The sequence below is a fragment of the Paenibacillus sp. JT22N1 genome (genome assembly GCF_059692155.1).
Genome location: NZ_JCAUAW010000011.1, coordinates 64660 through 88630 on the forward strand (window position 1 = coordinate 64660; position 23971 = coordinate 88630).

The window sequence follows — 23971 nt, forward strand, 5'->3', positions numbered from 1 at the left end:
TTTGATTTTCAAAAAAATGAGCGAATTGTCGGCTGAGGACATGGTGTCGTTGTGGAATGAGGGGTTCGAAGGATATTTCTTAAATAGTACATTGAGCTTGGACAAATTTCTTGCAAGAACTGTCAACGAAGGGCTCTCACTGGAGCATTCCCTAGTCGTGTATGAAAATAGTGACCCTATTGGTTTCGTGATGAATGGGTTCCGTGTCATAGAAGGAAAGAGAGTAGCATGGAACGGGGGGACTGGCATTGCGCCTGACCATAGGGGCAAAGGGATCGGAAAAATACTGATGGAAAGAAACCTCCAGTTGTATCGTGAACAAGGTGTGGATATCGCCTTACTGGAGGCACTCATTCAAAACAAAGCTGCGATAAAGCTCTATCAAAGTGTCGGCTATGGTATTACCGAGCAGTTAATCTGCTTCCAACATACAGAAACTCTGGACGCAAGTCTCTTGCAGCCAAACTCTCCTAGCCGATATGTTACGAAACGAGGACTGCCTGTGGAAGTCAAAGGGCTGTCTTTCTACAGACATTTGTCAGCGTGGCAAACACAATGGTCCAGTATGAAAGATGGGGAATGTTTAATCGTCTCCGATGAAGGAAATGAGGTGGTTGGCTACGCACTTTTTAAGCGTATTTTCGGAGAAGACGGTAACCTGGCAACCATCGCTCTTTACCAATGTGAATCGATTCCAGGCCGAGCAGACGCTGAAGATATCGTCAAGGCGGTATTAAGTGAAGTATACGCACCTCTTTCTTCCTCTTGTAAGCGTATGACTATGAACATAAGAGATTCCAACAAGGAGCTCATTGGGCTATTAGAGCGTTTAGGATTTACTACATTTGTGGAACAAGTTCACATGATTCGTCATTTATAAGAAACTATGAGCCTAAATTATTAATTCGATTGATTAAGCTTGTTATATCATTGATGGTAGTTAAGATTTGTGAATTTTGAAGTTTATCCAGTGCCAAATGACCATTCTCTACCACTTTATTTATCTCTTTTAACAATACTTCGTTTTTATCTACCAATTGTTGATGAATATCCTTTGCAAATGAAGGAACACTTTTCAGATTAAATTGTTCTATTTCCTTTTTTAATCCGTTCAATTGATTTTCAAGTTCCTGTTTTGTTTCGGGATTCAACGCGGCATCTTTTATCATTTGCGGTGCTTGTTCTGCAAAATTACTCAATTTATTTATGTGCTGCGTAGCTTGATTTACATAGTCTATCGAGTTATTTGCTCCTTCTAATAGTGAACACGCACTCAACATCATGGTTGAAAGAATGAATAATAGTAACATCCATTTTTTCATGTTAGTATCTCTCCTTTACCTGTTATTTTGCTGGCAGTAAATAATATTTATTATTGGTTTATTACGTTTTTCTGGAAATAGGGTTTCAAATTCAGAAGGGCTGCCACATGGCAGTTTTTTTTTTCATTCATGCGCGAATAGATGATTACGCTCTTACTTTTTTATTGAAGTTGTACTTAATTCAGAAAGTTCTTAATAAGTATCGTATTAGAAAACTTTGTTAGTCATTCTAACTATCAAAGGGGGTGAACAAGGTGCTTGGTCGCAATCAAACCGGAAATAGCAAGCTCGTTAAACAATTGAACAGACAAGAGATTCTGCGTAAGCTTCGGGAAAATAAGCGAGTTTCTAGAGCAGATTTGGCGAAGTTAACAGAGCTAAGCCGTCCATGCGTTTCTGCGTTGGTCGATGAAATGATGAAGGAAGGGCTAATCCATGAAGTTGGTGTAGGTGAGTCCAAAGGCGGAAGGAAGCCGATTCTGCTTGAATATAATTTTCAAGCTTATGGCGTAGTTGGGGCGATTTTTGAGGGTAGTACGCTGTATATGTCTATCGCTGATCTAAGTGGAGATTTGTTAGTTGATTACAACTTTCGCTTGCAACAACCAACTAATGGAGATATGGCCATTCGTTGTCTGGAATTGGGTCTGCAGACTTTGCTTAGCAAGAGTGGGTTCGAGAAATCTCGCTTACTAGGTGTTGGCTTAGGCTTACCCGGAATTACACAGCGTCGCGATGGAACCGTGAGTTATGCGCCAAGCACAGGATGGATGGGGTTACCGGTGAAACAGGAGATCGAAGAGCGATTAGGTCTACCTGTTGTGATTGATAATGACGTTAACTTGATGACATTAGGGGAGTTTCATAAGGGTGTCGGCAACGGAGTTAAGAATCAGGTTTATATGTATGTAGGGACGGGAATCGGCGCGGGAATCATCCTGGATGGGCAATTTTATAGAGGCTCGCGTGAAGCATCCGGAGAGATCGGATATATGATGGTGGGTCAGGTAAAGAAGCTTAACCGGGGTGAATATGGCGTTTTTGAAGGGAATTACTCGGTACCAGTCATCCAAGAAAAGGCCAGAAAAGTGCTGCATTCCCTTGTGGAAGAGCCGGGTGTGATTAAACAACTAATTCGCCATACGGAAGATGGCCATATAGAGGCAGGCCGATTATTAAATGACATCTACAGACATTGGGCTTACGGAATCGCGAATATGGTCAGTATACTCGATCCAGATTTGTTGATTTTAAGCGGGGAGATGATTGACATCGAGGAAAGCGGTGTTGAGAAGATCCAAGGTATGCTGACGGAATGGGTTCCGTACGTACCCCAAATCAAGCTGGCGGCTCTAGGCTACAAAGCGGGCATCATCGGGGCGATTCACAGTGTCCTAGAAGCTTTCCCCGTAGTAAATTCCAACAAAATATACCTTTCGGGAGGTTATGTGAATGAAAACAAGTAAGTGGAATGTGTCCAGAATGCTCGTAGGCACTCTAGTGAGCATCATGATGGTTGTGATTACAGCTTGCGGAGGCTCCACGCCGAGCTCTGGAAATGCTAGTCCAGCACCCACGGTGAAGCCTTCTGACAAACCGGCTGCTACGGAGGCACCTAAACCTGCAGAGAAGCAAAAGCTTGTTATTTATACAGCTAGGGATAAAAGTGTTGTTGATGAAATTATTCCAAAATTCAATGCGAAGCATCCGGAAGTTGAGGTCGAGGTATTAACGATGGGTGCACAGCAGATTCTGGAGCGTGTGCGGGGAGAAAAGGCTAACCCTCAAGCAGATTTCTGGTGGGGCGGTACCCAATCCGGTCTGATGACTGCAGCGAACGAAGATCTCTTGGAAAGCTTCAAGCCAAGTTTCGCAGACAGCATACCAGCTTTGTACAAAGATGCTAAGGATCGTTGGTATGGTGAAATGCTGCTGCCCGAAGTGATCATGTACAACTCCAAAGCACTTAAGCAGGAGGACGCTCCTAAAGATTGGGACGCACTTCTTGATCCGAAATACAAAGGGAAGATCATCATTCGGGGCGTACTTGCTTCGGGAACGATGAGAACGATTTATTCCGCTATGATTTTCAAAGAAGGTGCTGCCGATCCTAAGAAAGGGTATGACTGGCTGAAGAAGCTGGATGCCAATACGAAGGAATATGCACAGGATCCTACTAACCTTTACTTAAAATTAGCCCGTGAAGAAGGAACACTTTCGCTCTGGAATTTACAGGACATTATGATTCAGAAGCATTTGAAAAGTCAGCCATTTGATTTTATTTACCCAGCTAGCGGGGCACCTATCCTTGTAGACGGCGTAGGTATGGTGAAAAATGCTAAGAACAAAGAAGCGGCGAAGAAGTTTTATGAATTTCTTTTCGACTCCAAGCTTCGTGTAGAACTTGCCGAAAAATTGTTCCAGATTCCTACTCGTACGGATATTAGCAAAGACTCACTTCCAGCTTGGTTGAAAGGTATTGAACTTAAACCAATGAATCTCGATTGGACGGTTATGGCTGAAAAAGAGAAAGATTGGATGCAGTATTGGGATGAGAGCATTAAAGGAAAAGGCGCGAAATAAGTTCAACATCCGTTCGGGTAGAGATAGCTCCTCTGCCCGAACTCAAAGTGAGGGAGGTACTGTACGTGATCGAAGTCGCTCTAGAACATGTAACCAAGCAATTTGGGAAAGTATCGGGCGTCCAGGATGTGCATATCCGGATTAAGCCCGGTGAATTCTTTACTTTCCTTGGTCCTAGCGGATGCGGAAAAACAACAACTTTGAGAATGATTGCCGGCTTTTACTATCCAACCTCTGGGCGTATTGTATTTGGCAATCAAGACGTAACGACAGTGCCGCCCCACAAACGTAATACGGGTATGGTGTTTCAGAACTATGCCTTATTTCCTCATCTGACGGTATTTGAGAATGTGGCCTTTGGTCTTCAAGTTAGAAAACGGCCGAAGGACGAACGGCTCCAAAGGGTAGAACGTGCATTACAGCAAGTACACTTACAAGGTTACGGAAATCGGCGTATTGACCAATTATCAGGCGGTCAGCAGCAGCGTGTTGCGCTAGCCAGAGCACTAGTGATTGAGCCGAATATTTTACTTCTAGATGAGCCTTTATCCAACTTAGATGCCAAACTGAGAGAAGAAACACGCTTGGAAATTAAAAGGCTGCAGTTAGAATCTGGCATTACAACCATTTACGTGACGCATGATCAAGCTGAGGCCATGGCGATGTCGGATCGGATCATGGTCATGCAAGGCGGCGTTGTACAGCAGGTTGGAAAGCCAGAGGAAATCTACAACCGACCTATTAATCGTTTTGTCGCTTCCTTTATAGGCGAGTCTAATTTGTGGAATGGAACCGTGGAGCGGATAGAAGGAGATCAGGTCTATGTGAGAGTTTCTCCTGATCTAGTTCTATGCGGGTTGGTGAGACATACGGCACCTAATTGTCACCTGGTAGTGGGCGAACAAACCACGCTGTCTATTCGTCCTGAGGCGGTACGCGAGGCACAATCAGAATCTTCACAATCGGAGAACACTTTCCTGGCAAAAGTTGTCATCGCAGAATTCACCGGGGTGAATGTTAATTATTTGACGGACGTATCCAATAAGCCCTTGAAAGCGATGTTCGTCAATCAAGGTCATCAAGTACGACAGCGTGACGACACACTTGCGATGCATATACCAAAGGAAAGCATTTACTTTTTAGAATAGGCGGAGGATGAGAATATGACCTTCAAGAAACCAGTATCTCATCAACCAGTGATCAAACGGCCATCCATCACCTCTTCGCCACATTTCGTATACGTATTAATTGCTCCCTTGTTTCTGGTACTGCTGGCCTATGTACTCTTTCCGCTGTATCAAACCTTTATTCAGAGCATTCAAATGGAAGGGAATTTTACTTTTAAAAACTATGCACGGTTCTTCAGCTTGGAGCATACCGCCAATTTGGAAGCCCTCTGGACCAGTGTATATATCTCCGTTCTTAGTGTAGTGACATGCGCGATAGTCGGAGTTACCATGGCTTTTCTATTGGAACGCTATGAGTTTCCAGGCCGCAAGGCTTTGACAGTGCTTGCCATGGTGCCGATGGCGCTGCCACCGCTGGTTGGCGTACTTTCATTCACTTTTCTATATGGAGAAAGCGGTATTATTCCGCGGACGCTCAAGCTTTGGTTTGAGATGGACCACGTGCCGTTCTCGCTAAAAGGTGTATGGGGCGTTCTCATGGTTCACACCTTTACGATGTACACCTATTTCTATATGACCGCTTCCGCTGCGATCAAGGGGCTCGACCCCTCCCTGGAGGAAGCAGCTGCAAGCCTTGGAGCCGGACGTCTTTATATCTGGCGGAGAATCATATTACCCATGCTCACTCCAGCTATCGTGGCTTCGTCCTTGCTTGTCTTCATGATTGCCATGGCTTCTTATACGGCACCTCTCATCTTCGGAATTGATAGAACGATGACGATGCAAATTTATTTGTCCCGAACAAATGGAAATTTGGATATGGCAGCTACGCAGTCTACCTTATTATCCATTGTTTCCATCCTTTTTCTCATCATTATGCGCTGGTATCAAGGCTTGCGAAATTACCAGAACTTGAGCAAAGGAGTTAGTGTACATCGGACAGAGGTCAAGAGTGCATGGGGAAAATATACAGCTATGATCCTCTCCACGATAGGCGTCGTCATTCTGCTCCTGCCTATTCTGGTATTGATTCTCATATCCTTTTCCACTGATGGTACATGGACGACACAAATACTACCGCCTCAATATACATTTAGTCATTATGCGGAATTGTTTACTGACAGCAAAACATGGCGACCTATTGCGAATAGCTTCAAAATGAGCTTCGTTGCAACGGTTGGCAATGTGATATTCGGTGTTGCTGCTGCCTATGCGATCGTTCGCCTCAAATTTAAAGGGAAGACATTGCTTGATGTGTTTATTATGCTCCCTTGGGCATTACCAGGAACGGTTGTAGGGATTAATTTAATTACAGCTTTCAGTACACCGTCTGCCTACAGTTTTGGGCAAGTTCTTGTGGGGACGTTCTGGATTTTACCACTAGCCTACTTTGTGCGTCATTTACCGCTTGTGTTCCGTTCAACGTCGGCTACGCTTATGCAGATGGATCCTTCGATCGAAGAGGCAGCCCGTAATCTGGGAGCTTCCTGGTGGTATAGCTTTCGTCGAATCGTATTCCCCTTGTCGCTTAGTGGGATTCTAGCGGGAACTTTATTGGCCTTCGTAACAGGTATTGGTGAATTCGTATCATCGATTCTGTTGTTTACATCTAGAACAGCCCCGATTTCGGTGGAAATTTTCCAAAGAATGTATGCGTTTGAATTCGGAACCGCTTGCGCCTATGGCGTCCTTCAAATCATCCTCATAATCATTGTTCTCTTTATATCTAAAAAATTAACCGGTGACAAAGCGGGTACAGCTGTGTAAAGGTTGATCATTCTGCGGGAACTTCTAGAGTTCAAGACCGCTGCTTGATGATAAAAGGTGAATAAGGAGGAGTTAAAGTGAAGAAAGGTACATGGAAGAAAGTGTTTACGAGTATTACTAGCGTTGCCGTAGTAGGTTCCTTGCTGCTTCCTAGCATGGCGCAGCCGGTCAGCGCCGACAGAGGCGTTATTGATCTCTGGAAATCGATTAAACCACTCACGACCATCGCGAGTGCTATGAACACAGGAGCTCACCCTGACGATGAACATAGCGCTATGCTTGCCTATCTCTCATTAGGAAGAGGGGTTAATACGTTAAGTGTTATTGCAAACCGTGGGGAAGGTGGACAAAATGAGATCGGTAGTGAACTAGGTAATGCGCTAGGCATTATTCGTTCTCGCGAACTGCAGGAAGCTTCCAAAATCACGAATGTCACTTTGGGTATGTTAAGCGAGCAAATTAATGATCCTATCTTTGACTTCGGTTTTTCCAAAAGCCCCGATGAAACACTGCAAAAGTGGGGAGATTCGGTGGTCTATGAAAGACTTATTCGGAAGATCCGGGAGCTGCGGCCTGACGTAGTCATTCCTTCTTTCCTTAATGAAGAATCGACACATGGTCATCACCGGGCCATTAACGTCATAACCGTTCGTGCGTTCAAGGATGCAGCTAACCCTGAGGTGTTTCCAGAACATTTGAAAAAGGGGCTGCAGCCTTGGCAAATAAAGAAGCTGTACCTTCCTGCCAATGATAAGGATTACAACGTGGCTGTACCTGTAGGAGATTACGATGAAATTTACGGCGCTTCTTATGTCCAATTGGGAGAAGAATCCCGTTTTATGCATAAGAGTCAAGGGATGGGAAGACATGTTGATGAAGGTTCGAGCTTCAACTACTACAAATTAAATTCATCGGTTAAATCCGAAAAGGAAAATGACTTCTTCGACGGCATTGCTTTCTCCTTCGACGATTTGGCTAAAGAGATAGAAGCGAAGGGCAAAGATAACAAAGTGATCAAAGATTTACGAGCCCTCCATAAGGATGCGGAAGAAGTCGTTAAAGCATACCCCGTGTTCTCTGATGTGGCGCGAGAGGTTCAAGAAATGAAGGCGGATGTAGAAACAGCCGTGAGCGATGTGAAGGCATCGACACTAGATGCAAGCGTCAAGACCGATTTGCTGTATCGCCTTCAAGTGAAGGATGCTCAACTGAATAAAGCAGGTATGGAAGCCTCGTCGTTGGTTGTGAAGGTAAAACCGGAAACCGGCGAAATCGTTGCAGGTCAAACGGTCAAAATGGTAGTTTCCGCTTACAATGGTGGCAAGACCAACCTGAAGAACGTTGGGCTCGGGCTGAATGTGCCTGAGGGGTGGACGACAAAAGCAGTCGGAAACACAAAATTTGACCAACTTAGCTACAATCAGACGGTTTCTGCCACTTTTGAGGTTCAAGTCCCTAAGGATGCTGTAGAGTTCCAGGTGTATCAACCATCTGTAGTAAGTGCAGATGTCTTGTATCAGTTAAATGGTGTTTCTGGAAAAATACGTGTTACCCCATCGAATCAAGTGGCTGTGCTCCCGGCTTTTGCGATGTCATTGAGCCCTGAGGCTACTGTACTTAATACCTTGAAGACCGAAGAGCCTCTTCCGGTCAAGGTTACGGTTCGCAACTACTCGCCAGGCGCTGCCAAAACGTCCGTTTCCTTGAACGTCCCTAAGGATTGGAATGTAACACCTGCATCTCAAGAAGTAAATTTCGCTGCAAAAGGTGAAACGAAGCCGGTTACGTTCCAAGTCAAAGCTCCTGCTGGAACAGCAGTTGGCAAATATACAGTAACAGCGGTAGCAACAAGCGGTGATGTTACCAGCAAGGAAAACGTACAAATTATCGATTATCCACATATTGGAAAAACCTATTTGATTCAGCCAGCAGAATTAAAGATTCAGGCATTTGATTTGAAGGTGCCTACAGGTCTGAAAGTGGGATATGTATCCAGTGGATTCGATAATATTGATCAGTACTTAACCCAATTTGGCGTGAACGTTACGAAACTCGACGAGAAAGCGATCCAATCAGCTGACTTATCTCAATATGACACGATTGTATTGGGCATTCGGGCATATGGTTTCCGTCCTGAGCTGTTATCGAGCAATCAAAGACTTCTCTCTTATGTGGAAAATGGCGGAAATCTGGTCGTTCAATATCATAAGCCGGAAGATAAATGGAAACCTGAACTTGCCCCTTATCCGATAAAAATTGGAGAGCCGTTAATTCAATGGCGTGTCACGGATGAGAATTCCAAAGTAACAATGCTTGCGCCTGATCATCCGATCTTTACGACGCCAAATAAGATTACAGATGCAGATTGGAACAATTGGATTCAAGATCGTTCGGCTTACAACCCGTCTGTGTGGGGCGAAGAGTACACGCAGCTGATATCTAACGGCGATGCAGGGGAGAAGGAATTTACCGGAACGTTCCTAAGCGCTAAATACGGTAAGGGAACCTACACCTACAGTTCGCTTGTATGGTACCGTGAAATTCCGAATCTTGTCCCTGGTTCTATTCGCCTCTTCGTGAACATGATCAGCTCAAAGCAATAGTAATAACAACAGAGGGAGGCCTGAGCGGGCCTCCCGATTTACCAAACGGGGGAATCAAGCCCATGGATATTAAAGAAGTACACGGTCGTGATCTACAGACTGTATTAGAAGAAGTCCGGTTTGCAGTGGTGCCTCTCGGATCAATCGAATATCACGGGCCGCATTCACCGCTCGGTACTGATGTCATTCTAGCGAATGGTTTCGCTGAGCGTCTCCATCCTGCATTAAAGCCACTCATTTATCCCGTCATCCCTTATACAGCTTGTCCGGGAAAGACCCGTCATTATCCAGGAACAATCTCAGTGAGTCCGTCTGTCATCACCGATTATTTATATGAAATTGTTGACGGGATCTGTCAGACGGGTATCCGAAATGTGCTTTTGTTAAACGCGCATGATGGGAATATGGGTGTTTCTAGAACAGTAGCAGAAGCCATTACAGCAACCTATAAGGACGCTCGTGTTCTTTTAGTGAATTGGTGGCAAATGGTAACCATACAATGTGCTGAAGAAGCTGGAATCTTTACAGGAACAACTGGCAGAGGTCATGGAGGCCCCTATGAAATGTCGGTTGTCAAAGCATTTCGTCCGGATTTGGTTCATGTAAGTGACAGTGATGTAGACCTAATAGCAAATCATTCACTTTCGAATCTACCTTATGTATTGGTGGAAGGCAGTCCAGCAGGTTGGGATGGCTACACGGGGCATGTCGGGCAGACGTCATTAGAAGCAGGGGAATGGATTATAGCGGAAGCAGTCACCAATTTAAATCAATTACTTGAAAACTGGTTACAGAAACCAGTAATGAAAGACGGAGGTGAACAATTAGATGGGAAATCGTGAGTCTATTATGGAAGTTGAAGGTAAGGTATTTCCAGGTAAAACGTATACGGAAGCCGTTCTAGAACCTGCTTACAATGAAGCCAAACAGCATCTATTGGATGCCATGATGGCCATCAATAAAGCTCATTTGATCATGTTGAAGGAGCAGCAATTGATTTCACAAGATGAGGCTAGCCAGATTGCGAAAGCCATTGTACATCTTGACCTTGATCTTCTACGCCACTCTAATTATTCGGGTGAGTTTGAGGATTTATTCTTTCAGGTGGAAAGCCAGCTGCAGCAGTACGCAGGCGACGTTGCGGGAAATTTGCATCTAGCGAAGAGTCGTAATGATATGGGCGTTACTATTTACCGGATGGTACTTAGAGAGAAGCTTCTGGTCACGATGCAATCCGGCTTGCAGTTACGTAAACAACTTCTGCAATTCGCAGAAGAGCATATCCATACGTTGATGATTGGCTACACACATACCCAACAGGCGCAGCCAACAACCATGGCTCACTACATCATGGCTGTTGCTGACTCGCTTACGAGAGACATCCGCCGGATGACGGCCGCTTACAATAATTGCAATCGCAGTAGTATGGGAGCTGCTGCACTTACAACGTCGGGCTTTCCTATTGATCGGAACCGAGTGAAAGAGCTTCTAGCCTTCGACGAGCTTGTAGAGAATTCCTATGATGCGATTGGCGGAGCGGATTATTTGGGAGAGGTTGCTACTTCTATCAAACTTGCAGCTATCAACCTTGGTCGAGTCGTTCAGGATTTATTGCTCTGGTGTACACAAGAGTTCGCCGCTATCAAGGTAGCAAGTCCTTATGTACAGATCAGTTCCATCATGCCGCAAAAGCGAAATCCAGTTTCGCTAGAACACATGCGCGCGCTTCTTTCTAGCTGCGTAGGCAATGCGGATTCAGTGCTTGCGATGATGCATAATACGCCTTTCGGAGATATTGTTGATACCGAAGACGATATGCAGCCTTATGCATGGAAATCTCTTGAACTCATGGACAAGATCTATCGACTTCTAACCGTCGTAGTGGGGACTATGGATGTTAATAAAGAGGTACTTCGTAAACGGACAGAAAGCAGCTTCGCTACCGTTACCGAGCTGGCGGATACCTTGGTTAGAACGGACAAACTCTCCTTCCGAACTTCCCACCATATCGTTAGTTCAGTCGTAAAGAGAGCGATGTCGGAAGGGTTAGCAGCGAACGAAGTTACATGGGAACTCGTCAATGAAGCAGCTAAAGAGATCATAGGTCGTAATTTGATGATGGATAAAGCCACCTTGGCACTAGCCTTAGACCCAGAGAACTTTATTCAAATACGCTCCTTGCCAGGAGGACCAAGCCCCCAAGAGATGATTAGAATGATTCAGATACGTTGTAAGGATCAGCTAGCTCTGGATCAATGGTTAATGGAGTCGGATCATAAAAGCCGAACTGCGCTGCAGATTTTGGATGAAGTCATGAGGGAGTGGGGGAACCCATAATGTCAGCAAAAAAGATTCCATTTCTTGCTGTGGACGGAGGAGGAACAAAAAGCCTGTGCTACTTCTTCGATATGCATGGTCAGATTCGAGGACAAGGTAGATCAGGATCTTGTAATTATCAGGGGGTCGGTAAAGAAGCAGCCGTGAGGGAGCTTATCCATGCGATTCGAAATGCTTTGGAGGACGGTAAATTAGTAGGGAATGGGGAGGTTGGCGAAACAGAATTAGAAACGGATTGTGCCGCATTGGGGATCGCTGGTTTGGATACCGAATATGACCGCAGGATCATCCTAGCGTTGGTCGAAGAGGCGCTGCAGCATTTACGTATACGTGCCAAACGTTTAATTATTGAAAATGACGGCTTAGCAGCATTACTTGGGGCAACCAATGGTCAGCCAGGTATTCTTATGATTGCTGGAACGGGATCCATCGTTTATGGCGTTAATGATCAAGGGGTGGTTGCCAGAGCAGGAGGGTGGGGGCACCGAGTTGGGGATGAGGGAAGCGGGTATTGGATCGGTAAACAAGCGATCATTCACATTTTGAAAACCATGGATGGACGGGTGGCCCCCAACAAGTTGGCTGAGTATATTCTTCCTTATTTGGATCTGAAAGATCCCGAGGATTTGTTTAATTGGACATATAACTCAAGCTATTCTGTGGAGAAAGTAGCTGAATTGTCCAGTCTTGTCTCACAAGCTCATATGCATGGCGATCAAGTGGCTCAATCCATTATAATCCAGGCAGCCGAACAATTATTTACTTGTGCTAAGGCCGTCATTGAGCGAATAAATTTATATAGACAACCTTTTCAAATCATTTTGCAAGGCGGCGTCCTACAAAACAATGCGTTTGTGAGGGAATATGTAACGAATCAATTCAACAACTTTGCGCCATCCGGACAAATCGAAAACAAGAATAAGGAGCCTATATACGGAATGATGGCTCTGGCTCTAGATCACTATCAGAAATTTTATGATGGATGATTAGTCTAATGGAGGGATCCTATGAAAAAAAGGCTGTTGTTCGTTTTTGCCCATCCTGATGATGAGTCATTCGCTTGTGCCGGCACCATGGCCAAATATAGGGAAGCCGGTCACGACGTCAATTTGATTTGCGCAACCTCTGGTTGTGGGGGAAAGTCTGGTGAGTATTTTGTAACCTGCAAGCATGAACTCGCCACACTCCGGGAGCAGGAATTGTCACAGGCTTGCGACGTCATAGGCGTAACTAACTTGTACTTGCTTCATTACGCGGACGGCAGTTTGATTAACCAGGATATTAACGAAATGGCCGCAAAAATTGAATCCCTTATCGTGCAGCTGCTGCCGCACGTCATCGTTACGTTTCCTCCAAACGGAGTGACGGGACATCGAGATCATATAGCCATATCCCGGGCTACAGAACAAGCGGTTCTTCAATCCGAGGAGAAATTGATGCCTTCTCATTATTGCACCTTGTTTTTCGCTTCGATTCCTCATTATTATGATTATTGCGCAGATTCAGCACCAATCGGTGCAGTCCCCATAACTGGAAAAGTGAACATAGTGAATCAGCGTGAAACAAAAGGGCGTGCGCTTCACGCACATCGAAGTCAAATCTATTCGGTAAACCGAGCCTATCCAGGTGTCATGCAAGGAGACTATGGGGTTATCGGACAATATGAGTATTACACAAAGGTGCGGGCAGACGGACTGTTTGAAGACATTCAGGAAAGCACGGAAGGAATTCCAGAGATAGAGCTTTGTTAACTAGTGAGCAGATGATACAAAAAGTGGAGCGAGGTTGGCTTATTCGAAATTTTGAGGAATTTATCGCTTGGATCAACCCCCTCTATGAAAATCAGAGGGTTTTTTTTTGAACAATTATTGACCGAACGGTAAAGTATATCTTGAAATTTTATACACTTTTTCTTGAAATTGTCCACACTTTCTAGAAATGATGACATATTTTAAACGCACGTGTGGGCTTAAAATGAGAGTAGAAACTAGGCCCCATTGGGTAGGAAAGGAGTTCGTAAACGCAGATCGGTAACGACAGCTTCACGATTGACCGCAGCCAAACTTTGTGTGAGGAGTGGTAATTATGAAAGCAATTACGTTTCGCCCCAGGTGGATTCGCCTCGTTTGTATGGTGTTTAGTTGTTTGCTTATCATCAGCTGTTTCCAGAACCTCGATGCTCGCGCATCTGGCATCACGATAGCTATCCCCAACTCTTCTTTCGAAGATGCCGGAACCGGCATACCGCTTTGGACCACACACCCCACGTACGGACAAAATACAGCAACCGTCTCGAGTGAGAGAGCCTACACTGGCTTGAACAGTATGAAAATGGTGGACACCAGTACTTCGGGTTCACTTGCTCGGATTAGCGAAAAGGTTAGTATTACGCAGAATGAAGAGTATACCGCTTCTTCTTTTGCTTATATTGTGGAAGGATCGATTGATGTTTGGCTGATCTTCTATAACGGTACCACGGAAACGATTATTGCGCCCACTGGCGTTACGCCTACGCTCAATCAATGGACAAAGAGATCTATTACAGCAAAAGCTCCAGCTGGTACAACTCAAGTAGCTGTCATGGTTTACAGCTCATTAGCGGCTGTTACTACTGCCTATGTTGACGATGTTTCAATCGGTCAAACCGTTAAAAATGCAGGCTTCGAAGACCCGTTTAGCGGTACTTGGACAGTGTCCTCTGGTGCAGCCGTTTCGACGGTGCAGAAGGCGGGGGGAACCTACAGTCTTAAACTGGACGATTCCAGCCCAACCACTGCTAGCACTGCGGAAAGCTCGAATGTAACGGTTTTTACTGGCTCAAGAGTCGGAGCTACGGCCAAAATCTACCCGTCCAGCGGCTCCGGGCTGAGCATCCACCTTCTGTTCAAGAATTCCGCTGGAACGGTAATTAAAGATTCTGCAAACGATTTCACCGGCACTGCGTCACAATGGACTCCGGTTTCTGTATCCGCTACCGCCCCTACAGGCACAGCATCCGTCTCCGTATATCTAACGACTGGGACGACAACTTCGATGGTCGCTTACGTTGATGATGTGACGCTTGATCGCCCGATTGAATACAATCTCGGCACTCAAATTATGAACAATCCTCTTGACGTCGCTGTATTCGGCAAAGATGCAAGCGGTAACACGGATCTGATGTATGTCGGCTCCAGCGGGTTTCCGTCCAAGTTGGTGGTATACGATGCCCGAACGGGTGAGCTGTTGGATGATCGAGATCTCTTGGTTGATCCGAATAACACTAAGATAGAAGCAGTCTGGGGAATGACGGTGGCTACGGATAAGTCCGTCTATTTGGGAACGGCTAACAAGAAAACGATGTTTCGGTATCTCCCCGGCACAGTTAGCACGGTTAATGGGAATAAAGTAATAACAGGCAGCTCGTTACTGCCAATTACCCTACCAAACGGAATGGACGTTATTTGGGATGTAACGGCGGGAAGCAGCGGAAAAGTCTACGGCGGAACTTCCACCGGCGGCAAAGCGTACCAGTACGATCCGACCGGAGGGACTGTCGTCTTAAACAGTGGCCAACCCATCGTCAGTGGCCTTGATTTCGTGAGGTCGATCGCTTATGCGAGCGATACTGAGGTTTATATGGGCATGGGACCGACCTCGAATGCGACAATCATTCGATTTAATCCGACGAATGGCACTCAAACCACCATTTCACCGCCAAATTATGGCAGCAAGTTTGTGCTTGGACTTGATTATATTTCGAACGGAGCGGCGTCGAGGGTGTTCGCCCAGCTATCGGCGGGGCCAACGCTGGTATTGGATAACACAACGGGTACGATTGCCTCTTCGTTAAGCGATGTAGATTCACGTGGCGTATCGATGAAACACCCTTCGGATGACAAAGTGTTCTACACGAAAGGGAATAATCTTTACAGCTACGATATTTCATCGGCAGCAGAATCAAATTTGGGCGATGTAGGAGGAAGCGCAGCTGGTTATACTTATTTGACCGATGCAGGCAACACTTATCTGTATGCTGCGCTTAAATCAGGAAAAATTTTGAAATATAAGCTCGCAGCAACGCCTACAATTGATACGACGACATCGTTTATAATTCCAGAATCTGTGACCAAAATCCGATCACTAGTCAAGGGACCAGCCGACAATATTTACACAAGCGGCTATTTGCTTGGAGGGATGGGCGTCTATAATCCGGACACATCCGAAGAAAAGCGCTATAAAGGCGCAGGCCAAGCGGAAAATATGACGACATTGGGCAACAATCTGTATCTAGGCATATATCCCGGTGCGTGGATCAAAAAATATGATACAACGTCGACATGGAATGATACTACGAATCCTTCGCTCCTGTTCCAGGATATCGACGACGCCCCTTACAAACAGGATCGTCCGTTTGGCATGTTGGCAGAACCCTCAATGAATCGGCTTTATGTCGGTTCAGTAGCGAGTTCCGGGAATAATAAAGGCTCCTTCACCGTCTATGACTTGTCTACTTCCCAACAAGTCACGACCATTAACGATATTGTCTACCATCAAAGTGTTATTTCACTTGCATACAAGAACAATAAAGTTTTTGGCGGCACATCCGTTTACGGGGGAATCAGCAGCCCTGTTGATGCGACGGAAGGAAAAGTGTTCGTTTGGAATACAACGGGCGCCAACTCGACACCTGTTCCTCAATTTGTCCCAGCCCCAGGAAGAAAAGTCATCTCTAATCTCATCGTGGGTCCGGATGGGAAAATATGGGGACTTGCGGAAGGGAACTCGTCAGGTAATTCGTCCCACGACACGACCGCTGATTTGTTTATTATCGATCCGAATAATCCGGATGCTGCTCATACGACAGTATATCCCGACAAATTCAGCTCAATACCCGTGTCTTGGCAAGGAGGCAAGATGGTTGTCGGCAACGACGGTAACGTCTATGTGAGCATCGGTGCGAAATTGTACGCAGTTGACGCCAATTCTGCCAACAAAGACGCAGTTTCTTTAATCGGGGCGGGTGTGACGCTGCTGACAACGGATAAGTACGGAGATCTTTATTACGTGAAGCACGAAATTAATCTCTACAAGTACGATAAATAAAGGATTCTTCAGTTCTGGTTCATTCGACCATGTCTTCGACATGGTCCTTTTTTCATGAGTGAGGCTAGCCGTATCATCTGGATGATCTTGACATCACCGATATCAGGATGCTGAGAGTAAATGGTTGGACATGATACTAAGATTACAAAGCTCCTGCATCTCTTGCTGAATAAAACGAAGGGAAGATTGGTCGATAGTTTAATTCTTCCCTGATGCGTGTTGTATCTACGATCATATCCCATGGGTTGAACTCTTGCTGCATGGCTTCTGTTAAGTGGTGGTCAGTAAGACCATGAAGTCGAAACAGTTCTTCAACAGTTATGGGGGAATCATCAGCAACGTTATAAATGTGGCCATCTATTCCATGCATGCAGGAAGCAAGCAGCAAAGCTTGACTTACATCCGCATGGTGTACCATATGAAGCCGTTTGGCGAGGTTCCATTTGCTCATTAATGGAAGAAATTCTGTGACATGGGGATCATGTTCACCATAGACAAAACCAAACCGTAGAATGCGAAGCCCCAATCCCTTCTCACGATGCAGACGGAGCAAGGCTTCTTCTGCTGCCACTTTGGTTTGAGGATAAGGGAATCCAGGTCGTAATTCGTCTTCTTCTCGGCTCGGTCTGTTAGGAGCTCCAGCTCCAGAACCATACACTAAATTGGTGCTCGCAAACACAAATCTTGGAACTTCTGCATCTAAGGCAGCACTTGCTAAAGCAATGCTGGCATCGATGTTTGACAGTTTCGCCGCAGCTTCATCTACTCCGCGAAACTGAGCGGCCAGGTGCACTACGACGTCAGTCCCTTGTAAAGCAGTTGCGAGACTTTCCGTGTGCAACAGATCACCTTCGATAACCTCAATACCTAGCTGTTGAAACGTACTCGTCTTTGAAGCATCTCGGATCATTGCTTTAACGTTATGCCCGTGCTGCAGCAAACGTGGTACAAAGCGGCTTCCTAGTTTTCCTGTTGCCCCAGTCAAAAAAACATTCATTTTTGATTACCTCCTCGGTTTTGTCAATGCTATACTAACAGTATTACAGAAACTGGAATCTGCTGCCTTCCTGTGTTTAACATAGGATTGGCAGTGTCAGGATAAGGGGAGCAGCCTATGAATGAGTTTTCTTCCAGCTTATCGTTGGGTGAATTTTTGCGGGCACGCAGAGAGCGCCTTACTCCAGAGGAAGTTGGGTTGCCGTCTTATGGGCGGCGTCGAACGCCCGGACTTCGACGAGAAGAGGTGGCCCAACTTGCCCATATTGGTGTTTCATGGTATACCTCATTGGAACAGGGTAGAGATGTAAATCCATCAGTGGAAGTATTAGATAGTTTGGCGGAAGCGTTACGATTATCCGCTGATGAATGCCGCCATCTCCATATGCTTGCAATGCCAGCAAAACTGGAGGTAGAAGAGGAACAAGAAGTGAGTAGCGGGTTGGAGCAAACGGTGAGGGCTCTTGAACCTAATCCTGCTTTCATTTTGGGAAGAGGTTGGGATTTATTGATGTGGAATCGAGCGTCAGAGCTTGTATTTCGACTACCAACATTCTCAAAGGAATTACAGCAGCGCCCTAATTGGTTGAGACGTTTTCTGACGGATTCATCTCTAAAAACGAATAATGTGGATTGGGAAGCTAAAGCAAAGGTCATGATTGCGCGGTTTCGTGCGGATTACCCACTTTTCTTGAACGACGAAAAGCTTAAGGGATTAATAGAGGAGTTTATGGAGGTAAGTGGATTATTTCGTTCTTTTTGGCCAAAACATGATGTTCAGACCGTCGCTGACTGCCACAAACGATGGAACGATCACTTTATTGGAGAGATGGAATTTGAACATGTGACCTTACAGCCACCGACCAATTCGGAACTTAAGATTATGATCTATACCGCATCACCGTCTACGGCTGAGCGATTGAAAACGTTACTGGGTCAGAACATTCCAAAAGAATGAGGGATCAAATGAACAAGCTTCAATCCGAACACCTACCATTTGCAAAAGTGGGACCGCAAATTCGTAAACCACTCAGTGATACAACTGAGGCTTTGTCTGAAATTACATACAGAAGCAAGAGCTATAATAAACTCCGGTCCGTATATCTTTCCTGCAGTTCGTCATTGGGGTTTGGTCGTCGCCAAACTTGATGGTAAGATAACCCTAACTTTGTGGGGGCCAGGAACGAAAGCAGCCCCAGCGCCTTGTCCCAGGGAAACTGAGATGACTCACAACACCGTTCGCCGAATGGAACGTGCTAGATTCGCGAGGGACCTCCTGCTGCACGGCACTTCTATATTCGATACGATTGATCAAGCTGGCTACTACGACCAGGCGCATTTAACCCGATCACTGAAACATTTTATTGGATTGACTCCTGTTCAAATCGTTCGATTGAGTCATTCTCAATAGCTGTCGTTTCTATACAAGACTTTGCTTTTCGATCGGGCTACTATTGATTTAAGCAAATATAGAAAGGGTGATTTTTATGAGAAAAGTTGTCATGTTTAACAATGTTTCAATTGATGGTTATTATGCGGGCCCGAACGGAGAAATCGATTGGTTTATACATGATCCCGAAGTCGATAAAGCCGCGCATGAGATGATGAATCCTGACACGGTACTATTTGGCAAGGTAACCTATCAGATGTTCGAAAGTTATTGGCCGCTTGTTGCGAAGAATCCAAATGCTCCCGAAGGTGCTCGGAGAATGGCCAACGAATTAAATCAGATGACTAAAGTAGTGTTTTCAGAAACCCAGATGGAAGTTACCTGGGAGAATTCCAAGTTGTTTAATGGTAATCTTGCTGATGAAGTAAGAAAATTGAAAGAGGACCAAGGTTCTGATATTACTATTTTCGGGAGCGGTACGATTGTGCAGCAGCTTGCCAATGAAGGATTGATTGACGAGTATTTGCTCGTGGTAACTCCGGTTATTGTTGGAGCTGGAAAATCGCTTTTTAAAGATGTCAAAGAAATTAAACTTGAACTGTTAGAAACAAGGAATTTTAGGTCTGGAATCGTTATGCTTCACTATAGAGTAATTCAATGAACGATTATCCAATGCTTTTTTGCTGAGATTGAAAGTAAATATTTGTGAGATGACTTAAAAACAATATCCCATTATAAGCCGCTAATATTGCGGCTTTTATTTATTTTATGAACCTAGCCTTTATGTTAAAATGTGGATATTATTATTCGAAGGTGGATGCGTGCTAAATGGAGAACTGTTCGAAAATCATGGGAATCCCGGTTCCTAAAATAACAATGGATGATACCGTTGATTTGATTAGCGATGTAATAACTGAGAAAAAAACAGAACTGTTTCATGTTGTTACGCTCAATCCGGAAATCACCATGTCTTGTCAACACGACCAACAGCTGCGTTCCATTATTGACGAGGCGGGTCACCTCACAGCTGACGGTATCGGAATCGTCATGGTATCGCATTTAAAAGGGAATCCACTGCCCGAGCGTGTTACCGGTTGTGATCTTCTAGTCAAGTTACTTGAGACCGGAAACCGAAACAATTGGTCTTTTTACCTTCTGGGTGCGGATGAAGCTACTAGTAAAAAAGCTGTCGAAAATATCAATAAGACATACCCGAATGTATCGGTACTGGGAAGACAACACGGGTTTTATGACCAGATGGAAGAGGCACGAATTGTAGAAGAAATAGAAATTTTGAGTCCCGATGTCTTAGTTGTAGCACTTGGTGCTCCAAAAGCTGAACGTTGGATCTATAAGTATAAGGATAAGCTCAATGTTAGAGTAGCTATTGGCGTTGGAGGAAGTCTTGATATCATCGCTGGAAAAGTGAAACGAGCACCGGCCATTTGGCAAAAGCTAAAAGTGGAATGGCTGTTTCGATTAATAAATCAACCCTCAAGATGGCGGAGACAATTGATTTTACCTCGTTTTGCTATTAGAGCGGTGTTTTTTAAAGAAGAAAGCTAAGACAATGAAAAAACTCCGGATGTCGGCCTATGAGCCGTGTTCGGAGTTTTTGACGTCAGGATGCTGGCAGCGATTTGCCGCGAATGCGCCCCATGATCAGAATCACCATATAGATATATAGGATATTTGATATAAATTGGGCATTCCAGTAGTAACCTTTCTATAGCAGGCTCACTGTATTTAATGAGAACTACTTAATTGTATAAATGTGGTAATATAAATTGTATAGCAGTTAGCTGGAATGCGAGCTTAATTATCTTTGAGGTGAATTCTATGAAGCAAATTAATGAAAATATTATAATAGATGTACAACCTGCATCTATTGATGAAAGTCATATTGTACTTGAGCTTTGGAAAGGGTCTGCAAGGTGGCTCCAATCTAAAGGGATAAATCAATGGAATTCAGAACATTTCAATATTGATCAAATTCATGAATGTTTTAGTAATGGTTATGAGATATATTTGGCTAGGTTGAGCGAAGAAGTTGTGGGAACACTTTTCATTTGTTGGTCGGACCCTTTAATTTGGGCAGAACTTGATAATAATGAATCAGGATATATTCATAGATTTGCTGTAAGTAGAAGTCATTTAGGAATTGGCATAGGTCAATTATTATTAAAATGGGCTGAAAACTATATAAAGAATAAAGGGAAGAATCGAATAAGACTTGATTGTATGGCTGAAAATTATAGATTAAATCAATATTATTTGGAGAGCGGATTTCAACATATAAGATTACTACACTGGGCTAATGGATGGAAAATCAATTTATATGAGAAGAGTTAATGTGAAGGGTGTTACAGCCTGAAGCTCGAAAACCGAAAAGATTCTAGAAATCTTGCTTACAGATGATTTTATTGAATTTGGAAGGGATGGACTTGCTAGGGAAACCACAATTCAAATGAACAGGGAAGACGGACTGTTGCACTATAATAGAAAGGGATTATAAATTATGATTAAAATAATTCAAATGGGTCATGCCGATTCGCATAAAATTCGGGAAATCGACCGTTCTGGAACTATTAATCTGATTTACAAGATGAATAATGGATCTCTTGAAGAGGTAAAGGCGGGGCGTGAATGCCCAAATTGGAACGAAGAGAATTATCGTGCGATTATTTCTAGATATGAGTATGAAATAAATAACGGCGGGACAGCTTATGGAGCTTTTGACGAAGACAAATTAGTCGGATTTGGAGTATTGGCTCACAAGTTTAGAGGAAGAGAAAATAATCAACTTCAGATAGACCTCATGTATGTTACTCGTCAGTATCGAAGACAAGGAATTGGCAGTCAAATATTACATGCACTAAGTAAAGTTGCTATTGCAGAAGGGGCGAAGTATTTATACATTTCTTCAACAGAAACAGAATCTGCTGTAAAATTTTATTCAAGTTGCGGTTCCACAACTACAACAGAAATAGATAAAGACCTGTTTGAAAAAGAACCTGATGACATCCATATGATAAGGACGTTATAGTTTTTTTGCTATAATTGGTTGTTCAACTAAGATAAACTATACTTGATTACGGGTAATGATGGTTCAACAAAGGAGGGTTAAAATGGAAATACGCAAGTTAGATACTTACGAGTCGCCTCCAATGGAGCTGTTACTGTTAGCTGACCCTTCAGAACAGATTGTCAAAGAATATCTCAAACGAGGGCAGTGCTACATAGCAGAGATGAATAACACTATTTTAGCAGTTTATGTATTATTGCCTACAAGACCTAAGACAGTTGAGTTGGTGAATATTGCTGTCAACGAGACCCACCAAGGTAAAGGGATAGGAAAGAAGATAGTACAGCATGCAATTAAAAATGCTAAGTTTCAGGGTTATAAAACAATTGAAATTGGCACTGGGAACTCAGGAATGGGACAACTCGCTCTATATCAAAAATGTGGTTTTAGAATTGTTGGGATTGATAGGGACTTCTTTGTAAAACATTACTCTGATGAAATTTTTGAAAACGGTATACAATGCAGGGATATGATACGTTTATCTCAAGACTTATAATTCGTTTTTCTCAATTTATTGTGGCTCTGCGCCCAATTCCATGATATATATGAAATGACTCAAATTTGACGAATGGAGTGAGATGAATGAAAATCGCCGCGCAATTGTATACTCTTCGCAGCTTTCTGAAAACCCCAAAGGACATCAGCGAAAGCTTGAAAAAAGTAAAGCAAATGGGGTACCGGGCCGTACAAGCTTCCGGTGTCGGACCGATCGACATTCAAGAATTTAAAGCGCTTGCTGATCAGGAAGGCTTGACGATCTGCGCGACGCACATCGGATACAACGAGCTGTTGAACGATATGGATACCGTCATCGAGAAGCATATAGCATGGAATTGCAAATATGTCGGTTTAGGCGGCCTCCCGCCGGAATTTCGCGAAAACAGCCAAGGCTACGCCACTTTCGCAAAGCAAGCCTCGGAATTTGGGAGACAGCTGAAAAGTGCCGGGTTAAAGTTCATCTATCATAACCACGACTTTGAGTTCGCGAAATATGACGGAAAAACAGGCATGGAGATTTTATTTGAGGAGTCGGACCCAGATAGCGTGAATTTCGAGCTGGACGTTTATTGGGTGCAAGCTGGTGGGGCCGATCCAATCGAGTGGATTCGCAAGATGGAAGGAAGAATGAAGGTTGTTCATTTCAAGGACATGATTGTGACACCAGATCGGAAACAGCGTTTTTCGGAAGTCGGCGAAGGTAATATGAATTTCAAAGGGATTATTCAAGCATGCGAAGAGATCGGAGTGGAGTGGGCCGCGGTCGAGCAGGACGACTGTTATGACCGCAATCCTTTCGAAAGTTTGAAGATCAGCTTTGCCAATCTTGCAAAATTAGGGTTAAAAGCATAGATGAACTTACGGAGAACTATAGCTCAATAAACGACCAGAAAAGGCTGCCGGTGGATCGGTAGCCTTTTCTCACGGGCAGGATAGATAAAGAAGGGAATGAGTTTACTAGAGAAATATTATTAAAAATTGACTGAAATAGGTGAGGGATTGAATGAAAAAGTTTCTTCATGTCCACAGACATCAATACGACATGTGTCTAAAACATTCAGATTACTTTATCCGTTTGAATAAAAGCAACCATTACTGACATATTAGTGTCAGTAATGGTTGCTTTTAGTAGCAATAAAACCAATAATACCACATCAAATTAAGTTAAGGGTACTCCT

The 23971-nt window shown here is 44.2% G+C and carries 21 protein-coding genes; 19 read left to right on the plus strand and 2 right to left on the minus strand.

Features of this window, described 5'->3' with window-relative positions; all coding sequences use genetic code 11:
- Position 1: 1 nt before the first annotated feature.
- Positions 2-880 (plus strand): GNAT family N-acetyltransferase, encoded by an 879-nt coding sequence (locus AC58UU_RS21105; protein WP_497318666.1) that lies wholly within the window; start codon positions 2-4, stop codon positions 878-880.
- 4 nt (positions 881-884) lie between these two features.
- On the opposite strand, the gene AC58UU_RS21110 is transcribed toward AC58UU_RS21105, so the two are convergent.
- Positions 885-1322 carry a DUF6376 family protein gene (locus AC58UU_RS21110; RefSeq protein WP_497318667.1) on the minus strand — a complete coding sequence of 146 codons (438 nt, stop codon included), beginning with the start codon at positions 1320-1322 and terminating at the stop codon, positions 885-887.
- 254 nt (positions 1323-1576) lie between these two features.
- Here AC58UU_RS21110 and AC58UU_RS21115 point away from each other — a divergent pair, with 254 nt between their 5' ends.
- The 10 genes from AC58UU_RS21115 (at position 1577) to AC58UU_RS21160 (ending at position 16824) form a co-directional block, all read left to right on the plus strand.
- Positions 1577-2788: an ROK family transcriptional regulator gene (locus AC58UU_RS21115; protein ID WP_497318668.1), complete on the plus strand. Its 1212-nt coding sequence runs from the start codon at positions 1577-1579 to the stop codon at positions 2786-2788.
- Positions 2775-3905: an extracellular solute-binding protein gene (locus AC58UU_RS21120; RefSeq protein ID WP_497318669.1), complete on the plus strand. Its 1131-nt coding sequence runs from the start codon at positions 2775-2777 to the stop codon at positions 3903-3905. Before AC58UU_RS21115 ends, AC58UU_RS21120 begins: the two co-directional genes overlap by 14 nt.
- Positions 3906-3970: 65 nt before the next feature.
- Entirely contained in the window at positions 3971-5053 is a 1083-nt protein-coding gene (locus AC58UU_RS21125) for an ABC transporter ATP-binding protein (protein WP_497318670.1), read from the plus strand.
- Between the two features lie 15 nt (positions 5054-5068).
- Positions 5069-6799: an ABC transporter permease gene (locus AC58UU_RS21130; protein WP_497318671.1), complete on the plus strand. Its 1731-nt coding sequence runs from the start codon at positions 5069-5071 to the stop codon at positions 6797-6799.
- A gap of 77 nt (positions 6800-6876) precedes the next feature.
- Entirely contained in the window at positions 6877-9402 is a 2526-nt protein-coding gene (locus AC58UU_RS21135) for an NEW3 domain-containing protein (protein WP_497318672.1), read from the plus strand.
- Between the two features lie 62 nt (positions 9403-9464).
- The gene (locus AC58UU_RS21140) at positions 9465-10244 is read left to right on the plus strand and encodes a creatininase family protein (RefSeq protein ID WP_497318673.1); all 780 of its coding nucleotides are present in this window, start codon (positions 9465-9467) and stop codon (positions 10242-10244) included.
- A complete protein-coding gene (gene argH, locus AC58UU_RS21145; RefSeq protein WP_497318674.1) occupies positions 10231-11739 on the plus strand; it encodes an argininosuccinate lyase in 1509 nt (502 codons plus the stop codon). The genes AC58UU_RS21140 and argH overlap by 14 nt, the downstream gene beginning before the upstream one ends.
- The gene (locus AC58UU_RS21150; RefSeq protein ID WP_497318675.1) at positions 11739-12725 is read left to right on the plus strand and encodes an N-acetylglucosamine kinase; all 987 of its coding nucleotides are present in this window, start codon (positions 11739-11741) and stop codon (positions 12723-12725) included. Before argH ends, AC58UU_RS21150 begins: the two co-directional genes overlap by 1 nt.
- 21 nt (positions 12726-12746) lie before the next feature.
- Positions 12747-13490: a PIG-L deacetylase family protein gene (locus AC58UU_RS21155; RefSeq protein WP_497318676.1), complete on the plus strand. Its 744-nt coding sequence runs from the start codon at positions 12747-12749 to the stop codon at positions 13488-13490.
- 334 nt (positions 13491-13824) lie between these two features.
- Positions 13825-16824, plus strand: a complete 3000-nt coding sequence (locus AC58UU_RS21160) for a hypothetical protein (RefSeq protein WP_497318677.1) — start codon at positions 13825-13827, stop codon at positions 16822-16824.
- A 142-nt stretch (positions 16825-16966) separates the two neighbouring features.
- Here AC58UU_RS21160 and AC58UU_RS21165 read toward each other — a convergent pair whose 3' ends face one another.
- On the minus strand, positions 16967-17821 hold the full coding sequence (locus tag AC58UU_RS21165) for an NAD-dependent epimerase/dehydratase family protein (protein WP_497318678.1): 855 nt from the start codon (positions 17819-17821) through the stop codon (positions 16967-16969).
- Positions 17822-17938: 117 nt separating this feature from the next.
- Between AC58UU_RS21165 and AC58UU_RS21170 the strand changes: the two genes are divergently transcribed.
- The 8 genes from AC58UU_RS21170 (at position 17939) to AC58UU_RS21205 (ending at position 23645) form a co-directional block, all read left to right on the plus strand.
- Positions 17939-18778 (plus strand): helix-turn-helix transcriptional regulator, encoded by an 840-nt coding sequence (locus AC58UU_RS21170; protein WP_497318679.1) that lies wholly within the window; start codon positions 17939-17941, stop codon positions 18776-18778.
- 264 nt (positions 18779-19042) lie between these two features.
- Complete coding sequence (locus tag AC58UU_RS21175) at positions 19043-19231, plus strand: helix-turn-helix transcriptional regulator (protein ID WP_497318680.1); 189 nt, start codon at positions 19043-19045, stop codon at positions 19229-19231.
- A gap of 76 nt (positions 19232-19307) precedes the next feature.
- A complete protein-coding gene (locus AC58UU_RS21180) occupies positions 19308-19871 on the plus strand; it encodes a dihydrofolate reductase family protein (protein ID WP_497318681.1) in 564 nt (187 codons plus the stop codon).
- Positions 19872-20059: 188 nt separating this feature from the next.
- Positions 20060-20776: a WecB/TagA/CpsF family glycosyltransferase gene (locus tag AC58UU_RS21185; RefSeq protein ID WP_497318682.1), complete on the plus strand. Its 717-nt coding sequence runs from the start codon at positions 20060-20062 to the stop codon at positions 20774-20776.
- Between the two features lie 273 nt (positions 20777-21049).
- The gene (locus tag AC58UU_RS21190; protein ID WP_497318683.1) at positions 21050-21562 is read left to right on the plus strand and encodes a GNAT family N-acetyltransferase; all 513 of its coding nucleotides are present in this window, start codon (positions 21050-21052) and stop codon (positions 21560-21562) included.
- A 166-nt stretch (positions 21563-21728) separates the two neighbouring features.
- A complete protein-coding gene (locus AC58UU_RS21195; protein WP_497318684.1) occupies positions 21729-22256 on the plus strand; it encodes a GNAT family N-acetyltransferase in 528 nt (175 codons plus the stop codon).
- An 82-nt stretch (positions 22257-22338) separates the two neighbouring features.
- On the plus strand, positions 22339-22791 hold the full coding sequence (locus AC58UU_RS21200) for a GNAT family N-acetyltransferase (RefSeq protein WP_497318685.1): 453 nt from the start codon (positions 22339-22341) through the stop codon (positions 22789-22791).
- Between the two features lie 86 nt (positions 22792-22877).
- A complete protein-coding gene (locus AC58UU_RS21205; RefSeq protein WP_497318686.1) occupies positions 22878-23645 on the plus strand; it encodes a sugar phosphate isomerase/epimerase family protein in 768 nt (255 codons plus the stop codon).
- Positions 23646-23971 lie beyond the last annotated feature (326 nt).

Coding starts and splice junctions, on each gene's coding strand:
- AC58UU_RS21150 (WP_497318675.1), top strand. CDS start 11,739: ATGTCAGCAAAAAAGATTCCATTTCTTGCTGTGGACGGAGGAGGAACA.
- AC58UU_RS21120 (WP_497318669.1), top strand. CDS start 2,775: ATGAAAACAAGTAAGTGGAATGTGTCCAGAATGCTCGTAGGCACTCTA.
- AC58UU_RS21155 (WP_497318676.1), top strand. CDS start 12,747: ATGAAAAAAAGGCTGTTGTTCGTTTTTGCCCATCCTGATGATGAGTCA.
- AC58UU_RS21165 (WP_497318678.1), bottom strand. CDS start 17,821: ATGAATGTTTTTTTGACTGGGGCAACAGGAAAACTAGGAAGCCGCTTT.
- AC58UU_RS21185 (WP_497318682.1), top strand. CDS start 20,060: ATGGGAATCCCGGTTCCTAAAATAACAATGGATGATACCGTTGATTTG.
- AC58UU_RS21180 (WP_497318681.1), top strand. CDS start 19,308: ATGAGAAAAGTTGTCATGTTTAACAATGTTTCAATTGATGGTTATTAT.
- AC58UU_RS21140 (WP_497318673.1), top strand. CDS start 9,465: ATGGATATTAAAGAAGTACACGGTCGTGATCTACAGACTGTATTAGAA.
- AC58UU_RS21190 (WP_497318683.1), top strand. CDS start 21,050: ATGAAGCAAATTAATGAAAATATTATAATAGATGTACAACCTGCATCT.
- AC58UU_RS21200 (WP_497318685.1), top strand. CDS start 22,339: ATGGAAATACGCAAGTTAGATACTTACGAGTCGCCTCCAATGGAGCTG.
- AC58UU_RS21130 (WP_497318671.1), top strand. CDS start 5,069: ATGACCTTCAAGAAACCAGTATCTCATCAACCAGTGATCAAACGGCCA.
- AC58UU_RS21205 (WP_497318686.1), top strand. CDS start 22,878: ATGAAAATCGCCGCGCAATTGTATACTCTTCGCAGCTTTCTGAAAACC.
- AC58UU_RS21175 (WP_497318680.1), top strand. CDS start 19,043: ATGACTCACAACACCGTTCGCCGAATGGAACGTGCTAGATTCGCGAGG.
- AC58UU_RS21170 (WP_497318679.1), top strand. CDS start 17,939: ATGAATGAGTTTTCTTCCAGCTTATCGTTGGGTGAATTTTTGCGGGCA.
- argH (WP_497318674.1), top strand. CDS start 10,231: ATGGGAAATCGTGAGTCTATTATGGAAGTTGAAGGTAAGGTATTTCCA.
- AC58UU_RS21160 (WP_497318677.1), top strand. CDS start 13,825: ATGAAAGCAATTACGTTTCGCCCCAGGTGGATTCGCCTCGTTTGTATG.
- AC58UU_RS21195 (WP_497318684.1), top strand. CDS start 21,729: ATGATTAAAATAATTCAAATGGGTCATGCCGATTCGCATAAAATTCGG.
- AC58UU_RS21110 (WP_497318667.1), bottom strand. CDS start 1,322: ATGAAAAAATGGATGTTACTATTATTCATTCTTTCAACCATGATGTTG.